Origin of the sequence: Stenotrophomonas cyclobalanopsidis (assembly GCF_008710035.1) — a bacterium.
GTDB lineage: Bacteria > Pseudomonadota > Gammaproteobacteria > Xanthomonadales > Xanthomonadaceae > Stenotrophomonas > Stenotrophomonas cyclobalanopsidis.
In genome coordinates this window covers 99,120-120,994 of record NZ_VYKI01000010.1, presented here as the reverse complement: position 1 = coordinate 120,994, position 21,875 = coordinate 99,120, and the positions used below count along the sequence as shown (strand labels likewise).

General features: G+C 66.8%; 23 protein-coding genes. 14 read left to right on the top strand and 9 right to left on the bottom strand.

Translation table 11 applies throughout. The features are described 5' to 3' along the window. Nucleotides 1-209: 209 nt before the first annotated feature. The 4 genes from edd to zwf are packed head-to-tail and all read right to left on the bottom strand — an operon-like array spanning nt 210 to nt 5,343. The gene (gene edd / locus FJU31_RS10020; protein ID WP_150454623.1) at nt 210-2,126 is read right to left on the bottom strand and encodes a phosphogluconate dehydratase; all 1,917 of its coding nucleotides are present in this window, start codon (nt 2,124-2,126) and stop codon (nt 210-212) included. 57 nt (nt 2,127-2,183) lie between these two features. Then, a complete protein-coding gene (gene pgl / locus FJU31_RS10015; RefSeq protein ID WP_150454622.1) occupies nt 2,184-2,906 on the bottom strand; it encodes a 6-phosphogluconolactonase in 723 nt (240 codons plus the stop codon). Then, entirely contained in the window at nt 2,903-3,910 is a 1,008-nt protein-coding gene (glk, locus tag FJU31_RS10010; protein ID WP_150454621.1) for a glucokinase, read from the bottom strand. The genes pgl and glk overlap by 4 nt, the downstream gene beginning before the upstream one ends. Then, nucleotides 3,907-5,343: a glucose-6-phosphate dehydrogenase gene (gene zwf / locus FJU31_RS10005; RefSeq protein WP_150454620.1), complete on the bottom strand. Its 1,437-nt coding sequence runs from the start codon at nt 5,341-5,343 to the stop codon at nt 3,907-3,909. The genes glk and zwf overlap by 4 nt, the downstream gene beginning before the upstream one ends. A 353-nt stretch (nt 5,344-5,696) precedes the next feature. On the opposite strand from zwf, the gene FJU31_RS10000 reads away from it, so the two are divergent. After that, nucleotides 5,697-6,779, top strand: coding sequence for an ABC transporter ATP-binding protein (locus FJU31_RS10000; RefSeq protein ID WP_150454619.1), 1,083 nt, complete (start codon nt 5,697-5,699; stop codon nt 6,777-6,779). A gap of 117 nt (nt 6,780-6,896) precedes the next feature. Here FJU31_RS10000 and ygfZ read toward each other — a convergent pair whose 3' ends face one another. Next, nucleotides 6,897-7,772, bottom strand: coding sequence for a CAF17-like 4Fe-4S cluster assembly/insertion protein YgfZ (gene ygfZ, locus FJU31_RS09995; RefSeq protein ID WP_150454618.1), 876 nt, complete (start codon nt 7,770-7,772; stop codon nt 6,897-6,899). Between the two features lie 39 nt (nt 7,773-7,811). Between ygfZ and FJU31_RS09990 the strand changes: the two genes are divergently transcribed. From FJU31_RS09990 to FJU31_RS09945, 10 genes are all read left to right on the top strand, one after another. After that, complete coding sequence (locus FJU31_RS09990; RefSeq protein ID WP_150454617.1) at nt 7,812-7,985, top strand: DUF1674 domain-containing protein; 174 nt, start codon at nt 7,812-7,814, stop codon at nt 7,983-7,985. A gap of 57 nt (nt 7,986-8,042) precedes the next feature. Next, nucleotides 8,043-8,435 (top strand): succinate dehydrogenase, cytochrome b556 subunit, encoded by a 393-nt coding sequence (gene sdhC, locus FJU31_RS09985; protein ID WP_079221502.1) that lies wholly within the window; start codon nt 8,043-8,045, stop codon nt 8,433-8,435. Then, the gene (gene sdhD, locus FJU31_RS09980; protein WP_079221503.1) at nt 8,432-8,818 is read left to right on the top strand and encodes a succinate dehydrogenase, hydrophobic membrane anchor protein; all 387 of its coding nucleotides are present in this window, start codon (nt 8,432-8,434) and stop codon (nt 8,816-8,818) included. The genes sdhC and sdhD overlap by 4 nt, the downstream gene beginning before the upstream one ends. Nucleotides 8,819-8,849: 31 nt before the next feature. Then, nucleotides 8,850-10,640 (top strand): succinate dehydrogenase flavoprotein subunit, encoded by a 1,791-nt coding sequence (gene sdhA / locus FJU31_RS09975; protein ID WP_108768523.1) that lies wholly within the window; start codon nt 8,850-8,852, stop codon nt 10,638-10,640. A 69-nt stretch (nt 10,641-10,709) separates the two neighbouring features. Continuing rightward, nucleotides 10,710-11,495, top strand: a complete 786-nt coding sequence (locus tag FJU31_RS09970) for a succinate dehydrogenase iron-sulfur subunit (protein ID WP_079221505.1) — start codon at nt 10,710-10,712, stop codon at nt 11,493-11,495. A gap of 73 nt (nt 11,496-11,568) precedes the next feature. Beyond that, complete coding sequence (locus FJU31_RS09965) at nt 11,569-11,817, top strand: FAD assembly factor SdhE (protein WP_150454616.1); 249 nt, start codon at nt 11,569-11,571, stop codon at nt 11,815-11,817. Next, nucleotides 11,768-12,217, top strand: coding sequence for a hypothetical protein (locus FJU31_RS09960; protein ID WP_150454615.1), 450 nt, complete (start codon nt 11,768-11,770; stop codon nt 12,215-12,217). Before FJU31_RS09965 ends, FJU31_RS09960 begins: the two co-directional genes overlap by 50 nt. A gap of 23 nt (nt 12,218-12,240) precedes the next feature. Then, nucleotides 12,241-13,482, top strand: coding sequence for a lipoprotein-releasing ABC transporter permease subunit (locus FJU31_RS09955; protein ID WP_108768526.1), 1,242 nt, complete (start codon nt 12,241-12,243; stop codon nt 13,480-13,482). Then, nucleotides 13,475-14,188 (top strand): lipoprotein-releasing ABC transporter ATP-binding protein LolD, encoded by a 714-nt coding sequence (lolD, locus tag FJU31_RS09950; protein WP_150454614.1) that lies wholly within the window; start codon nt 13,475-13,477, stop codon nt 14,186-14,188. Before FJU31_RS09955 ends, lolD begins: the two co-directional genes overlap by 8 nt. A gap of 531 nt (nt 14,189-14,719) precedes the next feature. Further along, complete coding sequence (locus FJU31_RS09945; RefSeq protein WP_150454613.1) at nt 14,720-15,166, top strand: DUF6491 family protein; 447 nt, start codon at nt 14,720-14,722, stop codon at nt 15,164-15,166. Nucleotides 15,167-15,230: 64 nt separating this feature from the next. Here FJU31_RS09945 and FJU31_RS09940 read toward each other — a convergent pair whose 3' ends face one another. Genes FJU31_RS09940 through ftsY form a run of 3 tightly spaced genes read right to left on the bottom strand, consistent with a single transcriptional unit; the run spans nt 15,231 to nt 17,994 of the window. Beyond that, nucleotides 15,231-15,500: an oxidative damage protection protein gene (locus FJU31_RS09940; RefSeq protein WP_150454612.1), complete on the bottom strand. Its 270-nt coding sequence runs from the start codon at nt 15,498-15,500 to the stop codon at nt 15,231-15,233. A gap of 5 nt (nt 15,501-15,505) precedes the next feature. Beyond that, nucleotides 15,506-16,630, bottom strand: coding sequence for an A/G-specific adenine glycosylase (gene mutY, locus FJU31_RS09935; protein ID WP_150454611.1), 1,125 nt, complete (start codon nt 16,628-16,630; stop codon nt 15,506-15,508). Between the two features lie 53 nt (nt 16,631-16,683). After that, nucleotides 16,684-17,994 carry a signal recognition particle-docking protein FtsY gene (gene ftsY, locus FJU31_RS09930; protein ID WP_150454610.1) on the bottom strand — a complete coding sequence of 437 codons (1,311 nt, stop codon included), beginning with the start codon at nt 17,992-17,994 and terminating at the stop codon, nt 16,684-16,686. A 130-nt stretch (nt 17,995-18,124) separates the two neighbouring features. Here ftsY and FJU31_RS09925 point away from each other — a divergent pair, with 130 nt between their 5' ends. Then, on the top strand, nt 18,125-18,421 hold the full coding sequence (locus FJU31_RS09925) for a flagellar basal body protein (RefSeq protein ID WP_150454609.1): 297 nt from the start codon (nt 18,125-18,127) through the stop codon (nt 18,419-18,421). Nucleotides 18,422-18,576: 155 nt separating this feature from the next. On the opposite strand, the gene htpG is transcribed toward FJU31_RS09925, so the two are convergent. Beyond that, nucleotides 18,577-20,463: a molecular chaperone HtpG gene (htpG, locus tag FJU31_RS09920; RefSeq protein WP_150454608.1), complete on the bottom strand. Its 1,887-nt coding sequence runs from the start codon at nt 20,461-20,463 to the stop codon at nt 18,577-18,579. A 312-nt stretch (nt 20,464-20,775) separates the two neighbouring features. On the opposite strand from htpG, the gene FJU31_RS09915 reads away from it, so the two are divergent. Beyond that, nucleotides 20,776-21,345, top strand: coding sequence for a hypothetical protein (locus FJU31_RS09915; protein ID WP_150454607.1), 570 nt, complete (start codon nt 20,776-20,778; stop codon nt 21,343-21,345). Continuing rightward, entirely contained in the window at nt 21,323-21,868 is a 546-nt protein-coding gene (locus FJU31_RS09910; protein ID WP_150454606.1) for a hypothetical protein, read from the top strand. The genes FJU31_RS09915 and FJU31_RS09910 overlap by 23 nt, the downstream gene beginning before the upstream one ends. Nucleotides 21,869-21,875 lie beyond the last annotated feature (7 nt).

Below are 21,875 nucleotides of genomic sequence, written 5' to 3'. Positions count from 1 at the left end.
GTTTGTGCTTTTCAGTGATCACTTCGCGGCGCGAGGGCGCCAGCAAACTGTCCGGAGGCGGTGGATAGGCCCCACCAGGACCGCAGGCGCCATGGATGGCGCCTACGAGCCCCCATGGATGGGTTCACGGCGTGTCCTGGTGGGGCCTATCCACCGCCTCAACCAGGACACTGACCGCCAACGCGAACCCGCAGCGCTCTTCCAACAACTCAGGCGTCTTTTGCCTCATGCGGCGCCGCCGCTGCCGCAGCATCGTGCCCCAGCTCATATTCCGCATCGTAATCCCACGGCCCACCATCGGCCGCCGCCGGCCCGCACGAAATCGAAATCGCCCCCTGGTCCGCCGGACCCACCACGCGACGGTTGATCGCGAACAGGTTGCGGCCGAGGTCATGCGCCGCCGGTGCCGTGTTCGGCGCCAGCGAACGCGCCGCCCACTCGGCCGCATCCACCAGCACTTCCAGCGTGCCGGCTTCACCGTCCAGGCGGATCATGTCGCCTTCGCGCACCTTGGCCAGCGGGCCACCGCGCGCCGCCTCCGGCGTCACGTGGATCGCCGCCGGGATCTTGCCCGATGCACCGGACAGACGACCGTCGGTGACCAGCGCCACGCGCCGGCCCTGGTTCTGCAGCAGGCCCAGCAGCGGCGCCAGCGAATGCAGTTCCGGCATGCCGTTCGCACGCGGGCCCTGGTAACGCACCACCGCCACGAAATGCTCGGGCAGCAGGCCACCGGCGTGCAGCTTGTTCAGCACCTGCGGCGCGTCGACCACCACGGCCGGTGCCTCGATGGTGCGGTACTGCGGCTTCACCGCCGACAGTTTGATCAGGGACTTGCCCAGGTTGCCGCGCAGCAGGCGCAGGCCACCCTGGCTTTCGAACGGGTTGTCGACGCTGCGCACCACTTCTTCATCGGCGCTGCGTTCCAGGCCCGGCAGGTACACCAGCTTGCCATCGCGCAGCTGCGGCTCGCGGGCGTAGTCGGCCATGCCGCCACGGGCCACGCTGACGATGTCGCCGTGCATCAGGCCGGCCTTGATCAGCTCGCCGAACACGAACGCCGGGCCACCGGCCGCGGCGAAGCGGTTCACGTCGGCTTCGCCGTTCGGATAGACGCGGGCCAGCAGCGGAACCAGCTGCGACAGCTCGTCGAAATCGTCCCAGGTCAGCACGATGCCGGCGGCGCGGGCCACGGCGACCCAGTGGATCGTGTGGTTGGTCGAACCGCCGGTGGCCATCAGCGCGATGACCGCGTTGAGGATCGCGCGCTCGTCGATGATGCGGCCCAGCGGACGGAAATCGTCGCCCAGCGCGGTGATGTCCAGCGCACGCTCGGTGGCTTCCCGGGTGAGCGCATCGCGCAGCGGCGTATCCGGGTTGACGAAGGATGCGCCTGGCAGCTGCACGCCCATCGCTTCCAGCAGCACCTGGTTGGAATTAGCGGTGCCGTAGAAGGTGCAGGTGCCGACGCCGTGGTACGAGGCGGACTCGGCTTCCAGCAGTTCCTCGCGGGTGGCTTCGCCGGCTGCATAGCGCTCGCGCACTTCGGCCTTCTGCTTGTTCGGGATGCCCGGGGTCATCGGGCCGGCCGGCACGAACACCGCTGGCAGATGGCCGAAGGCCAGTGCGCCGATCAGCAGGCCCGGCACGATCTTGTCGCACACACCAAGGTGGATCGTGGTGTCGAACATATCGTGGCTGAGGCCGATGGCCGTGGCCTGCGCGATCACATCGCGCGAGAACAGCGACAGTTCCATGCCGCCACGACCCTGGGTCACGCCGTCGCACATCGCCGGCACCGCGCCGGCCACCTGCGCGGTGGCGCCGAGTTCACGCGCGATCTCGCGGATCTGCTCCGGGTAGGTCTCGAACGGCTGATGCGCCGACAGCATGTCGTTGTAGGCGGTGATGATGCCCAGGTTCGGGGTCACGCCGCCGCGCAGGCGGCTCTTGTCGGTCGTGCCGCAGGCGGCGAAGCCGTGGGCGAGGTTGCCGCAGCTCAGGCGGCTGCGGAACGGGCCATCGCGCAGGGCGGCGTCGATCGCGGCCAGGTAGGCGGCGCGCGACGCGGCGCTGCGGCGGATGACGCGATCGGTGATGGCTTGCAGTTGCGGATGGAGGCTCATTGGCTACCAGCGTTCAAGGTGGCGAGAGGCAAGCGGCAGCGGACGCCGCCGCCGACGTCAATCAGCCCAGTGCACGCGCAGGCGCGCGCCGTCCAGGTTGATTGCATTGAGGATCGGGTACTGCTGCGGGTCGTTGCTGTCCAGCGCCTGGCGCAGGACCTGCAGCTTCTGCTTGCCGCGCAGCAGCAGCAGGCGCTGGCGGCACTGGCCCAGACCGCGCGGGGTCAGGGTGATGCGCAGCGGCCACTGGTTGGCACCGGGGCAGCCGGTGGCGTCCAGCGCGGCGTAGGGCAGGGTGCTTTCCAGGGCGCGGGCCAGATCCTTCGCGCCCGGGAACAGCGAGGCGGTATGGCCATCGTTGCCCATGCCCAGCGCCACGAGGGTCGGCGGCTGGCTGTGCTCGGCCTGCAGGTTGGCGGTGTATACGCATTCGGGCAGCGGCTTGCCGATGCGCACCAGCGGATCGAAGTGGGCACCTTCGGCGCGCTTGAGCAGGTGCTCGCGTACCAGCCAGGCATTGCTGTCGCGATCCTGCGGCGACAGCCAGCGCTCATCGGCCAGGCTCACTTCGACCCGGTCCCAGAGCACGTCCAGCTCGGCCAGCGCCTGGTACACCGGCGCCGGGGTGGTGCCACCGGACAGCAGGATGCGGGCGCGGCCCACTTCGTTGATGTCGTGGTTGATCGCCTGGGCCATTTCGGCGGCCACGGCTTCGATCCAGCCATCGGCATCGCCATGGCTGATGAAGTCGATGCGGTCGTCGTGGAAGACAGCATTCATACGGCAACTCCTGGTGCGTCACGTTCGGCGTCGGCAGCATAGGCGGCGGCACCCAGCAGCCCGGGGCAGGGGTGCATGATCGCCAGCGACGGCACCCGCGCCATGATCGAAGAGAACCGGCCCTTGTGTTCGAAGCGCTGGCGGAAGCCGGAATGCTGCAGCGAATCAAGCATCTTCGGCACCAGGCCACCGGTCAGGAACACGCCGTCCCAGGCACCCTGCACCAGCACCAGGTCACCGGCGATGGCGCCGAACACGGCACAGAACACGTCCACTGTGCGCATCGCCTGCGGGTCGCCCAGCGCGGCGCGGGCGGTGACATCGGCCGGCTGCAGCTGGCCCGGATCGAAGCCTGCCATTTCGCAGACCGCCCGATGGATGTTGACCAGGCCAGGCCCGCAGATCAGGCGCTCGTTGGAGACGCGGCCAAACTGCTCGGAGAGGATTTCCAGGATGCGGATCTCCTCGGGCGTGCCCGGCGGGAAGCTGACGTGGCCACCTTCGGTTTCCAGTGCGTAGCCACGGTGGTGGCGCACGATGAGCCCACCGACCCCGAGCCCGGTACCCGGTCCGATCACGCCGTAGTTGCGCGGCTCGCCCGGTGCGGCCGGGGCCCAGTGCGCGCCGCCGATCTGGACCACGTCATGCGGCTGCAGCAGGGCCACGGCCATCGCCTGGGCAGCGAAGTCATTGATCAGATGCAGTTCGTCGAAGCCGAGCATGGCGGCGGTGCGGCTGCGCGAGATCACCCACGGGTGGTTGGTGATGCGTGCTTCGTCACCGTCCACGCGGCCGGCCACCGCGAACACACCGCGGCGGGCGGTGGCACCCACCTGTTCCAGGTAGTGGCGCGCGGCATCACCCAGCGAGGGGAACTCGGCCACGGCGTACTCGCGGATGCTGTCCTTCTGCAGGGGCGCGTCCAGCGAGGTGTCGGCGAGGGCGAAGCGGGCGTTGGTGCCGCCGATGTCGGCGACCAGCACGGGCTGGCTGCCGACACTCATGCCGATGCTCCGCTGTCCGCGGCGTCAACACCCTGCGGCAGGAAGTCGGTGGCGTTGTCCGGACCCCACTGGCCGGCCGGGTAGGGTTCCAGCGGCAGGTTGGCGGCCTTCCAGGCATCGGCCACGCTGTCGATCCAGGCCCACGCCGCGCGCACTTCGTCATCGCGCACGAACAGGGTGTGGTTGCCGTTGAAGGCATCCAGGAACAGGCGCTCGTAGGCGATGCGGCGATGCAGGCCGGTCGGCACGGACAGTTCCAGTTCCAGCGGGTGCAGCTCCAGCGCGCCCCATTCCGGGCCGGCCAGGCTGCTCATCAGGCCCAGTTCGATGTTTTCCTGCGGCTGCAGCTGGAACACCAGGCGGTTCGGCGCGGCCTGTGCACGCTGCGGGCGCTCGAACAGCCAGTGGGTGACCGGCTTCAGCGTGACCACCACGCGGGTGGTGCGCTCGGGCAGGCGCTTGCCGGTGACCAGGTGGAACGGCACGCCGCTCCAGCGCCAGTTGTCGATGTGCGCGGTGACGCCGGCGAAGGTTTCCACGTCGCTGCCTTCCGGCGGCTGGTAGGCCTGGGCCGGCTGGCCGTTGATGCTGCCGGCGGTGTAGCGGCCGCGGATGCTGTCACGGGCGGCATGCTTGGCGTCCAGCGGGCGCAGGGCGCGCAGCACCTTGACCTTCTCGTCGCGGATGCGATCGGCTTCCAGCGAGGCCGGCGGTTCCATCGCCACCATGCACAGCAGCTGCAGGATGTGGCTCTGCACCATGTCGCGCAGCGCGCCGGAGCGGGCGTAGTACGCGTCGCGGCCGTCGACGCCTTCGCTTTCGGCCACCAGGATGTGCACCGATTCGATGTAGTTGCGGTTCCACACTGCTTCCAGCAGCGTGTTGCCGAAGCGCAGGGCGATCAGGTTCTGCACCGCCGCCTTGCCCAGGTAATGGTCCAGGCGGAACACGCGGTCTTCGTCGATCCACTGGCCGATGGTGGAGATGATCTCCTCGGCGCTTTCGCTGTCGCTGCCGATCGGCTTTTCCAGCATCAGGCGCGACGGCGCTGCGAGGGCGCCGCCCTTGGCCAGGCCCTCGCAGGTGGAGATGTACAGGCCCGGCGGGATGGCCAGGTAGCTGACGCAGCGGCGGTCGACCAGGTCGGAGACGGCGGCGGCGACCGAGTCGACGTCGCGCAGGTCCACCGAGCGGTAGTCGATGCGGCGCAGCAGGGAGGCGATGTCCTCCTGGCTGGCCATCGGCATGGCCTGCTGCAGGCGCGGCCGCAGGATATCGTGGAAGGCTTCGGTGTCATGGCCGGACAGGGCCAGCGCACGGATGCGGAAGTCCTCCGGCAGCAGGCCGTCGCCAAGCAGGCGCAGCAGCGAAGGGAACAGATAGCGCTGGGCCAGGTCGCCTGTGGCACCAAACAGGAAGAGGGTGTCGTGCATCGCTCGAGTTTCAGATCCGGGTGACATCGTTGTCAATCGCTTCATGGCTGGGTTCAGGGGACATCCGCGCTACTGTCTGTCCGAGGCTCGATGGGGGCGGATTTCCGGCGGGCCGGAACACCGTTCCATTCGTAACCACTACGACGATGACCTTTCGTCTGGTCGTCGAAGCAGATCGGCGCGCACCGACGTTCGGATAGTGCCACGTGAAAACGTTTACATGGCAGAATGGGCAACTGTATTCGATTGCAGTGGTCGCCGTCATGCGGCAGCTGCGCAATCATCACTGCCATCGGGAGGGCCGAGGCAGTCCCCAATGACAGCCCGGCGTCGGGCGGACTGGATAGATTGAAATGGCAAAAGTGCAGTTGCAGGGTGTGCGCAAGGTCTACGACAACGGCCAGGTCGCGGTGAAGGACGCCACCTTCGAGGTCGCCGATGGCGAGCTCATGGTGCTGGTCGGACCGTCCGGCTGTGGCAAGTCGACCCTGCTGCGGATGGTGGCGGGTCTTGAGGAGATCAGCGGTGGCACGCTGACCATCGGCGACCGGGTGGTCAACGATGTGGCGCCGAAGGATCGCGACATCGCCATGGTGTTCCAGAGTTATGCGCTGTACCCGCACATGACCGTGGCCGAGAACCTGGCCTTCGGCCTGAAGCTGCGCGGCCACGACAAGGCGACCATCGACAAGCGCATCGCCGAGGCGGCGCAGACGCTGGGCCTGACCGAGATGATGGACAAGCTGCCCAAGGCGATGTCCGGTGGCCAGCGCCAGCGCGTGGCCCTGGGCCGTGCACTGGTGCGCGAGCCGGCGGTGTTCCTGCTCGACGAGCCGCTGTCCAACCTGGATGCCAAGCTGCGCCACAGCGTGCGTACCGAGATCGCGCAGCTGCACCGCAAGCTGGGCACCACCATGATCTACGTGACGCATGACCAGGTCGAAGCGATGACCCTGGGCCAGCGCATCGTGGTGCTGAAGGACGGCATCATCCAGCAGATCGACACGCCGATGGCGCTGTACGACCGCCCGGCCAACCTGTTCGTGGCCGGCTTCCTCGGCAGCCCGGCAATGAACGTGCTGCGCGGCACGCTGCAGGGCGATGCCGGCGGCGTGACCGTGGTCGATGGCGAGTGGCGCGCGCCGCTGGGCCAGGCCACTATCGATCCGGCATGGCTGCAGAAGTCGATTGCCGTGGGCGTGCGTCCGGAGCACCTGCAGCCGGCGACCGCCGACGATACGCATGCGTTCACCGCACGCATCGAGGGCATCGAGCCGGTCGGCAACGAGATCTTCGTCAACCTCAGCAGTGGCAAGCATGCGCTGACGATGCGTGTGGCGCCGCAGTCGTTGCCGGGCGTGGGCGAGGACATCCGCGTGGCGATCCACCCGCAGGGCCTGCATTTCTTCGATGCGCAAAGCGGCGAACGTCTGTAAGCGGCGGTAGCGCCGGGCCATGCCCGGCGTCATGAACGGCGTGCGGACCAACGGTCCGCACCCTCCCGATTGTGTAGAGCCGAGCCCACGCTCGGCTGCTTCATCCGGGGTAAAACCTCAGCGCCCCAGGCCGTCCAGCAGCGGCATGCGCTGCGCGGCCACGCCGCCCACCTGCAGTTCGGCGTCGCTGGTTTCCAGCGGCAGCACTGCCAGGGCCAGGTCGCCGGCCACGCTGGCAATGCTGCCCAGCGCCGCACCGTCCTGCTGCACGCCATCGCCGGCCTGTGCCGGGGCGGCGGTATGCAGCAGCTGCACCGCACGCTTCGCTTTGCCAAGGAAATGGGTGCGGGCCACGATTTCCTGGCCCGGGTAGCAGCCCTTCTTCACGCTGTAGCCGTTCAGCCGGTCCAGGCCCAACTGCTGCGGCGTCCACACTTCGCGCTGGCTCTCATCCAGGCGCGGCAGGCCGAAGCGCAGGTCGGCCTGGCGCCAGGCCAGCGCGAACGCGGCTTCATCGGCCTCGCTGCCGGCCGCAAATCCCTCAGCCGGACCAATGCGCAGGGTGCGCGGCAGGGCATCGCTGCCCAGGTCCAGCTCCCAGCCCGCCTCGCCACCCCCGGTGATCGCTGCGCCACTGGCCGCTTCCGGTGCGGTGAAGGCACCGGCCACGGCCAGATCCGCGTGCACCTGCAGCTTCACCTTGCGGCGGAACACGAAGCGCTGCAGTTGCGACGCAATCGCATCTGCATCGCCATCGGCCAGCACCAGCATCACGTGATCCTCGGCCAGCCGCAGCAGCTGGAACACCGCCAGGGTGCGGCCCTTGGCGCTCAGCCACGCGCTCCATTGCCAGTGCTGCAGGGGCAGGGCGGTGACGTCGCTGCTGAACTGGGCATGGGCGAAAACGGCCGCATCCACGCCCTGCAGGCTCAGCAGCTGGTGGCCGGGCAGGCGCGGATATGCGACGAAAGCAGGGGGAAGGTTGTCAGGCACGTGAACGAGGTCTAAAATTTGTGCGTTGCGAGACCGAACATGATAGGCCAAACAACCCCCACTCCCGACGACGAAACTGAAGCCCCGCTGGCTCCCGCAGCACCTGTGCCCGTGGAAAAACCAGAGGTGGAAGAGGAATTCGGCGGCCGCGGCGGACTTGATCCGGTGCGGTATGGCGATTGGGAGAAAAACGGACGCTGCATCGATTTCTGATCAGCATTGAGCCAACGCGGCATCGTGCCGCCCAGCCGAGACAACGAGCCCAGCGAAATGGCGACCAGACAACGCCCCCTATCCCCGCACCTCCAGGTGTATCGCTGGCAGATTCAGATGGCCACCTCGATCCTGCATCGAGCCACTGGCGTCTTTCTGTCCGTGGGTGCCCTCATCATCGCTGCCGGCCTGCTGGCCCTGATGATGGGCCCCGATTCGTGGAACTGCTTCACCGGCCATGCCGGGGCCTGGTATGGCCGCGTGTTCCTGTTTGCGTGGACATGGTCGTTCGCCTATCACCTGTGCAATGGCATCCGCCACGTCGTGCAGGACTTCGCCGTTGGTTTCAGCATCCCGGCCTTCGTCCGCAGCAGCTGGATTTCGGTATTCGGCAGCCTGGTGATCACCGCGCTGGTCTGGGCCTACGTGTTGTTCGGAGGTGCCGCATGAGCAAGTTCCGTACCCCGCTGAAGAACGTGCGCGGCCTTGGCTCGGCCAAGACCGGTACCGAGCACTTCGTGCACCAGCGCCTGACCGCCGCCGCTCTGGTGGTGCTGGGCCTGTGGTTCCTGGTGTTCGTGGTGCGCATGGCCGGCGCCGATTACGCCACGGCTGTGGCCACCATCGCCAAGCCGTGGAATGCCGTACCGCTGATCGGCCTGCTGATCACCATGTTCTGGCACGCACAGCTCGGCATGCAGGTCGTGCTGGAAGATTACATCCACGAATCGCTGCTGGCCCTGGTGCTGCAGACCGCGGTGAAGTTCGTCGCCGTGCTCGGCATGATCGTCAGTGTGTTTGCGGTGGGCCGCATCGCCCTCGGCGTTGCCTGAGCCCAGGCACCAAGACAGGAATCCAGACTAGATGTCCGCTTACAAGATCACCGAACACAAGTACGACATGGTCGTGGTGGGCGCCGGCGGCGCCGGCCTGCGCGCCACGTTCGGCCTTGCCGCCAAGGGCCTGCAGACCGTGTGCCTGACCAAGGTCTTCCCGACCCGTTCGCACACCGTCGCTGCACAGGGTGGCATTTCCGCCGCGCTCGCCAACATGGGCGAAGACGATTGGCGCTACCACTTCTACGACACCATCAAGGGCTCGGACTGGCTGGGCGACCAGGACGCCATCGAGTACATGTGCCGTGAGGCCATCCCGGCCATCATCGAGCTCGAGCACTACGGCGTGCCGTTCAGCCGCACCGCCGAAGGCAAGATCTACCAGCGCCCGTTCGGCGGCATGACCACCAAGTACGGCGAAGGCCCGGCGGCGCAGCGTACCTGCGCGGCGGCCGACCGTACCGGTCACGCCATGCTGCACACCCTGTACCAGCAGTCGCTCAAGCACGACGCGCGCTTCATGATCGAGTACTTCGCACTCGACCTGATCTTCGATGACGAAGGCGTGTGCCGTGGCGTGCTGGCCCTGGACATGGCCGACGGCACGCTGCACCTGTTCCGCGCCCAGGGCGTGGTGCTGGCCACCGGCGGCTACGGCCGTGCGTACTTCAGCGCCACCTCGGCGCACACCTGCACCGGCGACGGTGGCGGCCTGGCCATGCGTGCCGGCATCGCCATGCAGGACATGGAGTTCGTGCAGTTCCACCCGACCGGCATCTACGGCGCCGGCTGCCTGATCACCGAGGGTGTCCGCGGTGAAGGCGGCATCCTGCGCAACAGCAGCGGCGAGCGCTTCATGGAGCGCTACGCACCGCACTACAAGGATCTGGCCTCGCGTGACGTGGTGGCCCGTTCGATGACCATCGAGATCCGCGAAGGCCGCGGCGTCGGCGAGCACAAGGATCACATCCTGCTCGACCTGACCCACCTCGGCCCGGGCGTGATCGACGAGAAGCTGCCGGGCATCGCCGAAAGCGCCCGCATCTTCGCCGGCGTCGACGTCCACAAGCAGCCGATCCCGGTCATCCCGACCGTGCACTACAACATGGGCGGCATCCCGACCAACTTCCACGGCGAAGTCGTGCGCAAGGATGGCGACAACCCCGATGCCGTGGTGCCGGGCCTGTACGCCATCGGCGAAGCGGCCTGCGTGTCCGTGCACGGCGCCAACCGCCTGGGCTCGAACTCGCTGCTCGACCTGGTGGTGTTCGGTCGTGCCGTGGCCAACCGCTGCGCGGAGACCATCAAGCCGGGCGCTGCGCACAAGCCGCTGCCGGCCGATGCCTGCGACAAGGCACTGGGCCTGCTGGACAAGCTGCGTTACGCCAATGGCGATACGCCGACCTCGGTCATCCGCGACAACATGCAGCGCACGATGCAGGCCGACGCCGCCGTCTTCCGTACCAGCCAGACGCTGAAGGAAGGCTGCGAGAAGATGGCGACCGTGTTCGACTCGTTCCAGGACGTGAAGGTCAGCGACCGTTCGCTGGTCTGGAACTCGGACCTGATCGAGACCTACGAGCTGAACAACCTGCTGCTCAACGCGGTGGCGACGATCAATTCGGCCGAACAGCGCAAGGAAAGCCGTGGTGCGCACGCGCACGAGGACTTCCCGGACCGCGACGACGTCAACTGGCACAAGCACACGCTGGTCACCGTCGACGAGAAGGGCAAGTGCAGCTTCGACTACCGTCCGGTGCACATGTACACGCTGACCGACGAGGTCGACGTGGTGCCGCCGAAGCCGCGCGTGTACTGATCGCGACCCCCGCCTACCATGCAATCCGCGCCTTGATGGCGCGGGCCGCCTGAGCCAACGAGAGCAGCCATGGCCGAGTTTTCACTCCCCAAGAATTCCAAGGTCACGAAGGGCCAGCACTTCCCCGCCAAGAGCGGTGGCAAGAACCTGCGCACCTTCAAGATCTACCGCTGGAGTCCGGACGACGACAGCAATCCGCGCACCGATACCTATGAGATCGATCTGGACGCCTGCGGCCCGATGGTTCTGGACGCGCTGATCAAGATCAAGAACGAGATCGATCCGACCCTGACCTTCCGTCGCTCCTGCCGCGAAGGTATCTGCGGTTCGTGCGCGATGAACATCGACGGCACCAACACCCTGGCCTGCACCCGCGCCATCGCGGACTGCGGCAAGAAGGAAGTGCCGATCTACCCGCTGCCGCACATGAGCGTGGTCAAGGACCTGGTTCCGGACCTGACCCACTTCTACGCGCAGTACGCCTCGATCAAGCCGTGGATCCGCACCCAGACCCCGGCACCGCCGGACCGTGAGCGCCTGCAGTCGCCGGAAGACCGCAAGAAGCTCGACGGCCTGTACGAGTGCATCCTGTGCGCCTGCTGCTCGACCAGCTGCCCGAGCTACTGGTGGAACGGCGAGCGTTACCTGGGCCCGGCGATCCTGCTGCAGGCCTACCGCTGGATCATCGACTCGCGCGATGAGGACACCGGTGCGCGCCTGGACGATCTGGAAGATCCGTTCAAGCTGTACCGCTGCCACACCATCATGAACTGCGCCCGGACATGCCCGAAGGGCCTGAACCCGGCGCTGGCGATCGCCGAGATCAAGAAGCTGATGATGGAACGCCGCGCCTGATACGGCGCCGCGTTGTTGCATGACCGCAGCAGAGCCACGCCATGCGTGGCTTTGCTGTATCTGGAGAAACACGATGGACGAAGACACCCTGCTGAAGAAGCTGCGCTGGCGCTGCCGCCGCGGCATGCGCGAGCTGGACCAGCTGTTCGGCCGCTACCTCGACCGTGAATGGAGCACTGCACCGACTGAAGAGCGCGAGGTTTTCCTGTTCCTGCTCGAGTGCGAGGACGATAAGTTGTGGCGCTGGTTCATGGGCTACGAGGCCTGCCCGCATGCCCACGCCGTGCCCCTCATGCAGAAGATCCTCGCCCTCAAGGCTTGAGTGGCGACCCTCGCGGCTGCAGGCCGGCGCGCAGGCGCTGGTACTGCTGGCCGCGCCTTGGCTGCTGCGCGCCTCGGCCCTTCCCGAAGACCGGTACTGGCTGGTGCTGGCGGTGGCCTGGCTGCTGGGCCTGGCCCAACTGGGCTGGCGACTGCGTCGGCCCGCACGCAGGCTTGAGCTGACCACGCTGCCGGCGCCGCTGCAGCTGGATGGCGCCGATATCGACGCGCCGCGGCTGGTGGTGCGCGGCCCCTGGCTGCTGCTGCACTGGCGTGTCGACGGCCAGCGCGGGCGCCTGTTGTTCTGGCCGGACGTGCTCAGCCACCGGCAGCGACGTGAACTGCGACTGGCCGTGTCCGCACGCAGCGTTTCACGCCGACCCCGTACGATGGCACCATAGACTGAATTGACTGGCGTGCCTGCATGTTCAAACCCATTCCCGTGGCCATCGGCCTGCGCTACCTGCGCGCCAAGCGCCGCAACGGCTTCATCTCCTTCATCTCGATGGCATCGATCCTGGGCATCGCGCTCGGCGTCACGGTGCTGATCACCACCCTGGCGGTGATGAGCGGTTTCCAGAAGGAAATCCGCAGCCGCCTGCTGCAGATGACCGCCCACACCACCATCAGCCGCGACGGCGAGCCGATGCCGGACTGGATGCGCGTGGTCGACGTGGCCAACAAGGATCCCCGCGTGGCCGGTGCCGCGCCGTACATCGAGATCCAGTCGATGATCAGCGGCCCGCGCGTGCAGGGTGCGATCATCCAGGGCATCGATCCGGCGCTCGAGCCGAAGGTCTCGGTGATCGACAAGAAGATCACCAAGGGCAGCTATGACAGCCTCAAGCCGGGCAGCTTCAACCTGCTGCTGGGCAAGGAGCTGGCCATCTGGCTCGGCGTGGACGTGGGCGACCAGGTGCTGGTGACGTTCGCCGAAGTGCAGGGCACCCCGGCCGGCGCGGTACCACGGATGAAACGCTTCACCGTCAGTGGCCTGTTCGAGGCCGGCTACAACGAGGTCGACCGTGGCGTAGGCTTTGCCAACATGAAAGACCTCGAGCGCGTGCTGCGCTCCGACGGTGCCACCGGCGTGCGCCTGAAGCTGCACGACATGGACCGCTCGCTGGAAGTGGGCGTGGACCTGGCGCAGAACCTGGGCGGCGCGTACCGGGTGAGTGACTGGACCCAGCAGAACGCCAACCTCTACCACTCGCTGCGCATGGAGAAGGTGGTGATGGGCATCCTGCTGTCGCTGATCATCGCGATGGGTGCCTTCAACCTGGTCTCCTCGCAGGTGATGCTGGTGACCGACAAGCAGGCCGACATCGCCATCCTGCGCACGCTGGGCCTGACACCGGGCGGGGTGATGCAGGTGTTCATGGTGCAGGGCTCGCTGATCGGCATCTTCGGCACGCTGGCCGGCCTGATCGGTGGCATCACCCTGACCTTGAACCTGGAGCGCATCCTCGGTGCCATCGAGTCGCTGTTCAACGTCAAGCTGCTGCCGGAGGACGTGTACTACATCACCGGCCTGCCGACCGACATGCAGACCGGCGATATCGTGGCGATCACGCTTATCGCGTTGCTGATGAGTTTCCTGGCCACCCTGTATCCCGCCTGGCGGGCAGCACGCACCCAGCCGGCGGAGGCCCTGCGCTATGAATAAGGTCGTCAACCGCGGCGATGAAGTGATCCGTGCCGAGGGCCTGGGCAAGACCTACGCCGAAGGCCGCATGCAGACCCCGGTGTTCGACAGGCTGGACCTGAAGGTCAATGCCGGCGAAACGGTGGCGATCATCGGTGCCTCCGGCGCCGGCAAGAGTACCCTGCTGCACCTGCTGGGTGGCCTGGATGTGCCGACCGCAGGTGAGGTGTTCGTCACCGGCCAGCGCATGTCGACCTTGTCGGACACTGCGCGTGGCCTGCTGCGCAATCAGGCGCTGGGCTTCGTATACCAGTTCCACCACCTGCTGCCGGAATTCACCGCGCTGGAAAACGTGATGATGCCGGTGATGCTGGCCGGTACCGGCGTGCCTGAAGCCAGCCAGCGTGCGACCGCGCTGCTGGAAGCGGTGGGCCTGGGCCATCGCCTGGACCACAAGCCGGGCGAACTGTCCGGTGGCGAGCGCCAGCGTGCCGCCGTGGCGCGTGCGCTGGTCAACCATCCGGCCTGCGTGCTCGGCGATGAGCCGACCGGCAACCTGGATGACCGCACCGCAGCCACCGTGTTCGAGCTGATGCTGGAACTCAACCGTGCCCGCCACACCAGCCTGGTGCTGGTGACCCACGACCGCAGCCTCGCGCGTCGCCTGGACCGCGTGCTGGAGCTGCGCGAAGGGCGCCTGCACGCACTGGCACACGCTGACGTCTGAGGCGCTGGCCTCGGTCTGGTAGATGCCGACCTTGGTCGGCTGCTTTTGCAGGGCGTTCGCCAACCAAGGTTGGCGACTACCAGACGCGGGGGCTGGCCTCGGTCTGGTAGATGCCGACCTTGGTCGGCTGCTTTTGCAGGGCGTTCGCCAACCAAGGTTGGCGACTACCAGACGCGGGGGCTGGCTTCGCTCTGGTGGATGCCGACCTTGGTCGGCTGCTTTTGCAGGGCGTTCGCCAACCAAGGTTGGCGACTACCAGACGCGGTGGCTGGCTTCGCTCTGGTGGATGCCGACCTTGGTCGGCTGCTTTTGCAGGGCGTTCGCCAACCAAGGTTGGCGACTACCAGACGCGGTGGCTGGCTTCGCTCTGGTAGATGCCGACCTTGGTCGGCTGCTTTTGCAGAGCGTTCGCCAACCAAGGTTGGCGCCTACCGGGCCGCGCCGACCGGCGGCTGAATCGGGCCGCCGGCCGTTGCGCCGGCGTTGCCAGGCCGGGCGCATGATGTGCGCAGTTCCCCGCTGGAGATCGCCATGAAGACCCCTTTGCTGATCGCCGGCCTGTGCCTGGCGCTGGCCGCTTGCGCCACCACCGGCCTGACCAGTGCCGACCGCCTGGAGCTGTACCGCGTCCACGCCGGTCCGGCGCAGAAGGACATGCAGTTCCTGGGCACGCTCAATGGCTGGACCGAGCTGGGTGACAGCGCGCTGGCGGTCTGGACCAAGCCCAGCGAAGCCTACCTGCTGGAACTGACCGGGCCGTGCCCGGATCTTTCGTATGCGCCTGCCATCGGCCTGACCAGCCACATGGGCCGCGTCAGCGCGCCGTTCGACAGGGTGATCGTACGCGACCCGACCGGCGGCCCGCGCCTGCCGTGCTTCATCAAGACGATCCGCAAGCTGGACGTCAAATCGCTGCGCGCGCAGGAAAAGGACATGCGCCAGGCGCAGGTGCAGGAGCGCGAAGAACCCGCGAAGTAATCGGGTAGCGCCGGGCCATGCCCGGCGGATATCTGGTCGCCGGGCATGGCCCGGGGCTACGGGCTCAGGCTTCGGGGGTGAAGCCGGCCGGCTTTTCGGCGTCTTTCTCGAACAGGAACTTGACCAGCTCCGCTTCCAGCATCGCGCGGTGCTCCGGCTTGCGAGGCGACAGGCGGTTTTCGTTGATCAGCATGGTCTGGTGTGCCAGCCAGGCCGCCCAGGCGTGCTTGCCGATGTGGTTGAACACGCGCTGGCCCAGGTCACCGGGGTAGGGCACGAAGTCAAGGCCCTCGGCATCGCGTTGTTCGTACTGGCAGAAGACGGATCGGGGCATGGCACTCACTCGTGGTTGCGGGGTTTGGTGGCTCTGCGTTTCGGCGCCTTCACCGGCGTGCCGTCCAGCAGCTTGCGGATCGGCGCGGGCAGGCCCAGCGCCGGAAGCTCATCAGCGGCGACCCAGCGCAGCGCGGGTTCCTCCACGCGCAGGCCGCGCACCTGCCGCGACAGTACCTGCAGCTGCAGCCGATAGTGGCTGAACGTGTGCTGCAGCACCGGCAGTTCCTCGGCCTCTTCCAGCGAACCGTCGACATGGGCGTCGAACCAGTCCTGCAGGTCGCTGCCAGCGTCGGCCTGCGGCAGCGTCCACAGCTGCGCCCAGATACCGGTGTCCGGGCGCTTCTGCAGCAGCACGCGCTGCTGGGCGTCGCGCAGCAACAGGGCCACGGCCTCGCGCTCGGGCAGGGTCTTGCCGGGTTTCGGCGTGGGCAGGTCGGCGGTGCGGCCTTCGCGGCGTGCCACGCAGTCTTCCTGCATCGGGCAGATCACGCAGGCCGGCTTGGCACGGCTGCACACGGTTGCGCCCAGGTCCATCTGCGCCTGGGTGTAATCGGCCATTCGCCCGGCCGGCACCTGCGCTACATGCGCTTCGGCCAGCGGCCACAGCTGTTTCTCTATGGCCGGAAGCCCGGGGAAGCCCTCGATGCCGTGATAGCGGCTGAGCACGCGCTTGACGTTGCCATCGAGGATCGCGAACGGGTCGTTCCAGGCCTGGCTGAGGATCGCGCCAGCGGTGCTGCGGCCGACGCCGGGTAGGGCGTGCAGGGCATCGAAATCGCGCGGCAGGTCGCCATCGTGCAGCTCCACGCAGCGCTTGGCCGCGGCGTGCAGGTTTCGGGCGCGGGCGTAGTAACCGAGGCCGGCCCACTGCGCCATCACCGCGTCGTTGCTTGCGGCGGCCAGGTCGGGCAGGGTCGGGAAGTGCTGCAGGAACCGCTGGAAATACGGAATGACCGTGGTCACCTGGGTCTGCTGCAGCATGATCTCCGACAGCCAGACCCGGTAGGGGCTGCGCGGATGCTGCCAAGGCAGATCGTGGCGGCCGTGGTCATCGAACCAGTGCAGCAGACGGGCGACGAAGCCGTCTGCGGGGTCGGTTGCGGCGCTGGCGTGCGGCTGGCGGGGCATGGGTGTTCCGCGATAGTGCAGTAGAGCCACGCCATGCGTGGCTGAACCGCGTATCAGGCGCCCAGCGCCTCAGGCAGCAGGGCGTCGACAAAGGCTTCCGGGTCGAACACGCGCAGGTCTTCCGGGCGCTCGCCGATGCCGGCAAAGCGGATCGGAATGCCGAACTCGCGGGCCAGGGCAAAGACCACGCCACCCTTGGCGGTGCCGTCCAGCTTGGTCACCACCAGGCCGGTTACCTTCACCGCGGCATTGAACTGGCGCAGCTGCGAGAGCGCGTTCTGGCCGGTAGTGCCGTCGATGACCATCAGCACTTCGTGCGGAGCGGTCTCGTCGATCTTGCCGAGCACGCGGCGGATCTTGCCCAGCTCGTTCATCAGGCCGGACTGGGTATGCAGGCGACCGGCGGTATCGGCGATCAGCACCGAGGTGCCGCGAGCCTTGCCGGCCTGCAGGGCGTCGTAGGCCACCGAAGCGGCGTCGGCGTTCTGCCCCTGGGCAACCACCGCCACGCCGTTGCGCTCACCCCAGGCCTGCAGCTGGGCCACGGCGGCGGCGCGGAAGGTATCGCCGGCGGCCAGCATCAGGCTGTGGCCCTCGTCCTTGAAGCGCTTGGCCAGCTTGCCGATGGTGGTGGTCTTGCCGACGCCGTTGACGCCGACGGTGAGCACCACGAAGGGCTTGGCGTTGCGGTCGATCACCAGCGGCTTGGCGACCGGCTGCAGGATTGCGATCAGTTCGCTGCGCAGCGCGGCGAGCAGCGCATTGGCATCGACGAATTCGCGCGACTTCATGCGCTTGCGCAGGCCCTCGACCAGGTCGGTAGTAGCGCCCACGCCGACGTCGGCAGTGATCAGTGCGGTTTCCAGCTCGTCCAGCAGGTCGTCGTCGAGCTTGGGATTGCGCGAGAACAGGCCGCCGAAGCTGCGGGCGATGACGCTGTTGCGCAGGCGCTCGCGCCAGCCGGGCTTGCCGGCCGGAGCCGGGGCTGCATCGACCAGCACCGGCAGGTCCGTGGCAGGTGTGGCCGGCGCTTCGGCCGGGGTGACCGGGGCCAGCGGCGCGAGCACGGCGGCCGCAGCCAGGGCCTCGGCTTCGAAGTCCTCCGGAGCAATGACGCGTTCCGGGGCCGGGGCCGGGGCCGGCGGCGCAGCGGCGACCGGCGGCTCGGGCGCTACGACAGGCGCAGGCGCGGGCGTGGCGGCCTCGACGCTGGCCGGCGCGGCGATCGGGGCGGCCGGGGCTTCTTCGACCGGGGCAGCGGACGGGAACGCCGCCGCCAACTCCTCAGTCGAGTAATGCTGGGTCTTGGGCACGTCCGGCGTGGCGGCGTCCTGGGGCTTCTTGCGGCGGAAAAAACTGAGCATTGGCAAAAGGCGCTGAAATCAGAGGGATATGCTACCACTCGGGCCCGTTGACCCGGTGTGGACTCAAGGTTGCGCAGGTCCGGCCGTTAACCGGTCCGAGGGGCTGCGCAGGGTGGCCTGGAGACCGCCGATGAACGTGATGGAAACTGCGCTGTCCGGAATGCGTGTGGCCCAGCAGGGCGTGCAGGTGGCCGCACACAACGTGGCCAACCTCGCCACGCCGAACGCGCAGCGTCTGCAGTTGCAGCGCAGCCCGGTGGAGCAGGGCGGGGTGGAAACCACCGTCAATGCCACCGATCCGGACTCGACGGCGCCGCTGGGCGACCTGCTGGCGGCCAGGGCCGAAGTGCTGGCGTTCGCCGCCAACGCCACGGTGATCCGCCGCCAGGACCAGATGCTGGGCTCGCTGCTGGATCGCAACGCCTGAGACGACTGGCCTTGGTGGGTGTCAACCTTGGTTGACACGCCTTTGAAGCGCCAACCAAGGTTGGCATCTACCAGAGCAGGAATGCCAACCAAGGTTGGCATGTACCAAAGCATCACCCGGTAGCGCCGGGCCATGCCCGGCGCCCACCCCATCAATCAGGCCGACAGCTCCAGCAGCAGCTTGTTCAGGCGCGCCACGTACGCACCCGGATCCTTCAGGCTGTCACCGGCGGCCAGCGCGGCCTGGTCGAACAGCACCCGGCCCAGGTCGTCGAAGCGCGAGCCATCGGCTTCGGCATCGAGCTTGGCGATCAGCGGGTGGCCCGGGTTGATCTCCAGCACCGGCTTGCTCTCCGGCACCTTCTGCCCGCTGGCTTCCAGGATCTGGCGCATCTGCAGGCCGAGGTCCTGTTCGCCGATGGCCAGCACCGCCGGCGAATCGGTCAGGCGGTGCGAAACGCGCACTTCGGCCACGTCATCGCCCAGCACCGACTTCAGGCGCTCGACCAGGCCCTGCTTGTCCTTTGCTGCCGCTTCCTGTTCCTGCTTGTCGGCTTCGCTTTCCAGCGCGCCCAGGTCGAGGTCGCCACGGGCGATATCGACGAAGCCCTTGCCGTCGAAATCGGTCAGGTAGCCCATCAGCCACTCGTCGATGCGATCGGTCAGCAGCAGCACTTCCACGCCCTTCTTGCGGAACACTTCCAGGTGCGGGCTGTTGCGCACCTGGCTGTAGCTCTCGCCGGTCAGGTAATAGATCCTGTCCTGGCCCTCGGCCATGCGGCCGATGTAGTCAGCCAGCGACACGCTCTGTGCATCGGCCTCGCCACGGGTGGAGGCGAAGCGCAGCAGGCCGGCCACCTTCTCGCGGTTGTTGTAGTCCTCGGCCGGGCCTTCCTTCAGCACCTGGCCAAATTCCTTCCAGAACGTGGCGTACTGCTCCGGCTTGTCGGCGGCCAGCTTTTCCAGCATGTCCAGCGAGCGCTTGGTCAGCGCGGCCTTCATCGAATCGATGACCGGGCCGGACTGCAGGATCTCGCGCGAGACGTTCAGCGACAGATCGTTGGAATCGACCACGCCCTTGATGAAGCGCAGGTACAGCGGCAGGAACTGCTCGGCCTGGTCCATCACGAACACGCGCTGCACGTACAGCTTCAGGCCCTTCGGCGCGTCGCGGTGGTACAGGTCGAACGGCGCGCGGCCGGGCAGGTACAGCAGCGAGGTGTACTCGAGCTTGCCTTCGACCTTGTTGTGGCTCCACGCCAGCGGATCGCTGTGATCGTGCGCGACGTGCTTGTAGAACTCGGTGTACTCGGCGTCGCTGATCTCGGTGCGCGGGCGGGTCCAAAGCGCGCTGGCACGGTTGACGGTTTCCCACTCGCCGGCGGCGTCGTCGCCTTCCTTCGGCATCTGGATCGGCAGGCCGATGTGGTCGGAGTACTTCTTGAGGATGCTGCGCAGGCGCCAGCCATCGGCGAAGTCGTGCTCGCCGTCCTTCAGGTGCAGGACGATGCAGGTGCCGCGCTCGGCCTTGTCGATGGTGGCCACGTCGAAATCGCCTTCGCCACGCGAGGTCCAGCGCACGCCCTCGGCGGCAGCCAGGCCGGCGCGGCGCGAGGTCACTTCCACTTCGTCGGCGACGATGAAGGCGCTGTAGAAGCCGACGCCGAACTGGCCGATCAGCTGCGAATCCTTCTTCTGGTCGCCGGACAGCTGGCGCAGGAAGTCGCCGGTGCCGGATTTGGCGATCGTGCCGAGGTGGGCGATGGCTTCGGCGCGGCTCATGCCGATGCCGTTGTCTTCGATGGTGATGGTGTGGGCGGTGGCGTCGAAGCTGACGCGCACGCGCAGTTCGCTGTCGCCTTCCAGCAGGGCAGGCTGGGTCAGGGCTTCGAAGCGCAGCTTGTCGGCGGCGTCGGCGGCGTTGGAGACCAGCTCGCGGAGGAAGATCTCCTTGTTGGAATACAGCGAGTGGATCATCAGCTGCAGCAGCTGCTTGACCTCGGTCTGGAAGCCAAGGGTTTCGGTCTGGGGGGTCTCGGTCATCGATAGGGCTCCGTGTGCAATGCCGCGCCAGCGCGTGCGGCCTGGCCAAGGGGTATGGCTGATTGTCCCGAAATCAAGGGGTGGGTCGGGCAAGGGGGGCTCTGCTTTCCACTGGAACCTCGCGCTGGGTCGCTTCTGCCATGTCGGCGGGTTGGCAATAGCCCGGCGAGTACTACCCAGTTCGTAGGCGATGGCTGGGCATTACGCTCGCAGAGAAGGCATCGCGGGAAAATGCCCGATATGTCGCCTTCACACTCTTGTGTGACCCCGCAAAGTCGTGCACGGTCGTGACACAATTCCCGGAGCGCATCCATGGCGATCTTCCCAATGGCAAGGCATCTGGATTTCGATCACTTCCTGAAGGAGCAGAATGCAGCGCGGTCCGGCAGTGGCAACCTGACCGAGCGCAGGAACCAATGGCTGGAGAAGATCGAGCTTCTGTACACGAGGGTCCAGGAGATCCTTTCTGCGTACATTGAAAGCGGCGCCATGAAGATCACTGTGTTCAGCTTGGAACTTCGTGAAGAGAGGCTCGGCAGCTATCAGGCGCCGGGTTTGAGCATCGACCTGGGAGGCAGCAGCGTCCGCTTCGTTCCCATAGGAACGATCCTGCTTGGGTCGCCCGGAAGGGTGGACCTGGTGGGGCTGAATGGGAACGTCCGCTTCGTACTGACCTTGCCGGACGCAGAGGAACCGATGCTTTTTGGGTGGACCTCCTCCGAAGAGGCTCCCTCCGATAGATATTCGAAACCGACAGATTTGGCCGCATACGTCTGGAAAGTGTCCACCTCACCACCCCGGATCCGCTATCGCAGGCTTGATGCCGAGTCCCTGCAGTCGGCCATCATGGAAGTCACCCGTGGCCACTCCATTCGTCGTTAATCCGGATGTTCCCAATTACATGCAGGTGATGGGCCATCACGTGACCGCCCATGCCGCCATCGGGCTGCACTTCTCCGAATCGAATCCAGATAATGCCGACCTGTCACGGAAGGAGCTGGAAACGCTCCGCGCGGCATGTCTGCAGGTGCAGCAGCACCGGGACATGATGGCGCTGCTGGCTTTTCTGGAAGCATGTTTCCGCTTGGATTACGCAAGCAGAAAGCGTTTGAATCTCAAGGATGGGCTGTCCAAGGTTCTCACCAAACTGTTCAATCGCAAGCGCAACAAGGCCGCGCTGATGGACGATATCGTCAAGGCTTGGCTGCAGCAGGGCGTACTGACCCATCACCAGTACGACCGGATCAACAGCGCATTCCAGCTTCGGCACTGGATCGCCCATGGCCAGTACTGGTCCCCGGCGAAGATCAAGCCGCACGACCTGTGGGAAGTGACCGAGTTCGTCGAGAGCCTGGTCAATGCGCGGCTGTTCCAGAGCGATGGAATCGACCTGGCGGGAGCTTGACCTGGCT

Excerpts from the sequence above, each read along its gene's own strand:
- FJU31_RS09970 (WP_079221505.1), top strand. The coding sequence starts at position 10,710 with ATGGCCGAGTTTTCACTCCCCAAGAATTCCAAGGTCACGAAGGGCCAG.
- zwf (WP_150454620.1), bottom strand. The coding sequence starts at position 5,343 with ATGCACGACACCCTCTTCCTGTTTGGTGCCACAGGCGACCTGGCCCAG.
- FJU31_RS09955 (WP_108768526.1), top strand. The coding sequence starts at position 12,241 with ATGTTCAAACCCATTCCCGTGGCCATCGGCCTGCGCTACCTGCGCGCC.
- FJU31_RS09945 (WP_150454613.1), top strand. The coding sequence starts at position 14,720 with ATGAAGACCCCTTTGCTGATCGCCGGCCTGTGCCTGGCGCTGGCCGCT.
- FJU31_RS09960 (WP_150454615.1), top strand. The coding sequence starts at position 11,768 with ATGCCCACGCCGTGCCCCTCATGCAGAAGATCCTCGCCCTCAAGGCTT.
- FJU31_RS09940 (WP_150454612.1), bottom strand. The coding sequence starts at position 15,500 with ATGCCCCGATCCGTCTTCTGCCAGTACGAACAACGCGATGCCGAGGGC.
- FJU31_RS09990 (WP_150454617.1), top strand. The coding sequence starts at position 7,812 with ATGATAGGCCAAACAACCCCCACTCCCGACGACGAAACTGAAGCCCCG.
- ftsY (WP_150454610.1), bottom strand. The coding sequence starts at position 17,994 with ATGCTCAGTTTTTTCCGCCGCAAGAAGCCCCAGGACGCCGCCACGCCG.
- mutY (WP_150454611.1), bottom strand. The coding sequence starts at position 16,630 with ATGCCCCGCCAGCCGCACGCCAGCGCCGCAACCGACCCCGCAGACGGC.
- htpG (WP_150454608.1), bottom strand. The coding sequence starts at position 20,463 with ATGACCGAGACCCCCCAGACCGAAACCCTTGGCTTCCAGACCGAGGTC.
- edd (WP_150454623.1), bottom strand. The coding sequence starts at position 2,126 with ATGAGCCTCCATCCGCAACTGCAAGCCATCACCGATCGCGTCATCCGC.
- glk (WP_150454621.1), bottom strand. The coding sequence starts at position 3,910 with ATGAGTGTCGGCAGCCAGCCCGTGCTGGTCGCCGACATCGGCGGCACC.
- FJU31_RS09915 (WP_150454607.1), top strand. The coding sequence starts at position 20,776 with ATGGCGATCTTCCCAATGGCAAGGCATCTGGATTTCGATCACTTCCTG.
- FJU31_RS10000 (WP_150454619.1), top strand. The coding sequence starts at position 5,697 with ATGGCAAAAGTGCAGTTGCAGGGTGTGCGCAAGGTCTACGACAACGGC.
- sdhA (WP_108768523.1), top strand. The coding sequence starts at position 8,850 with ATGTCCGCTTACAAGATCACCGAACACAAGTACGACATGGTCGTGGTG.
- FJU31_RS09925 (WP_150454609.1), top strand. The coding sequence starts at position 18,125 with ATGAACGTGATGGAAACTGCGCTGTCCGGAATGCGTGTGGCCCAGCAG.
- FJU31_RS09965 (WP_150454616.1), top strand. The coding sequence starts at position 11,569 with ATGGACGAAGACACCCTGCTGAAGAAGCTGCGCTGGCGCTGCCGCCGC.
- sdhD (WP_079221503.1), top strand. The coding sequence starts at position 8,432 with ATGAGCAAGTTCCGTACCCCGCTGAAGAACGTGCGCGGCCTTGGCTCG.
- sdhC (WP_079221502.1), top strand. The coding sequence starts at position 8,043 with ATGGCGACCAGACAACGCCCCCTATCCCCGCACCTCCAGGTGTATCGC.
- lolD (WP_150454614.1), top strand. The coding sequence starts at position 13,475 with ATGAATAAGGTCGTCAACCGCGGCGATGAAGTGATCCGTGCCGAGGGC.
- pgl (WP_150454622.1), bottom strand. The coding sequence starts at position 2,906 with ATGAATGCTGTCTTCCACGACGACCGCATCGACTTCATCAGCCATGGC.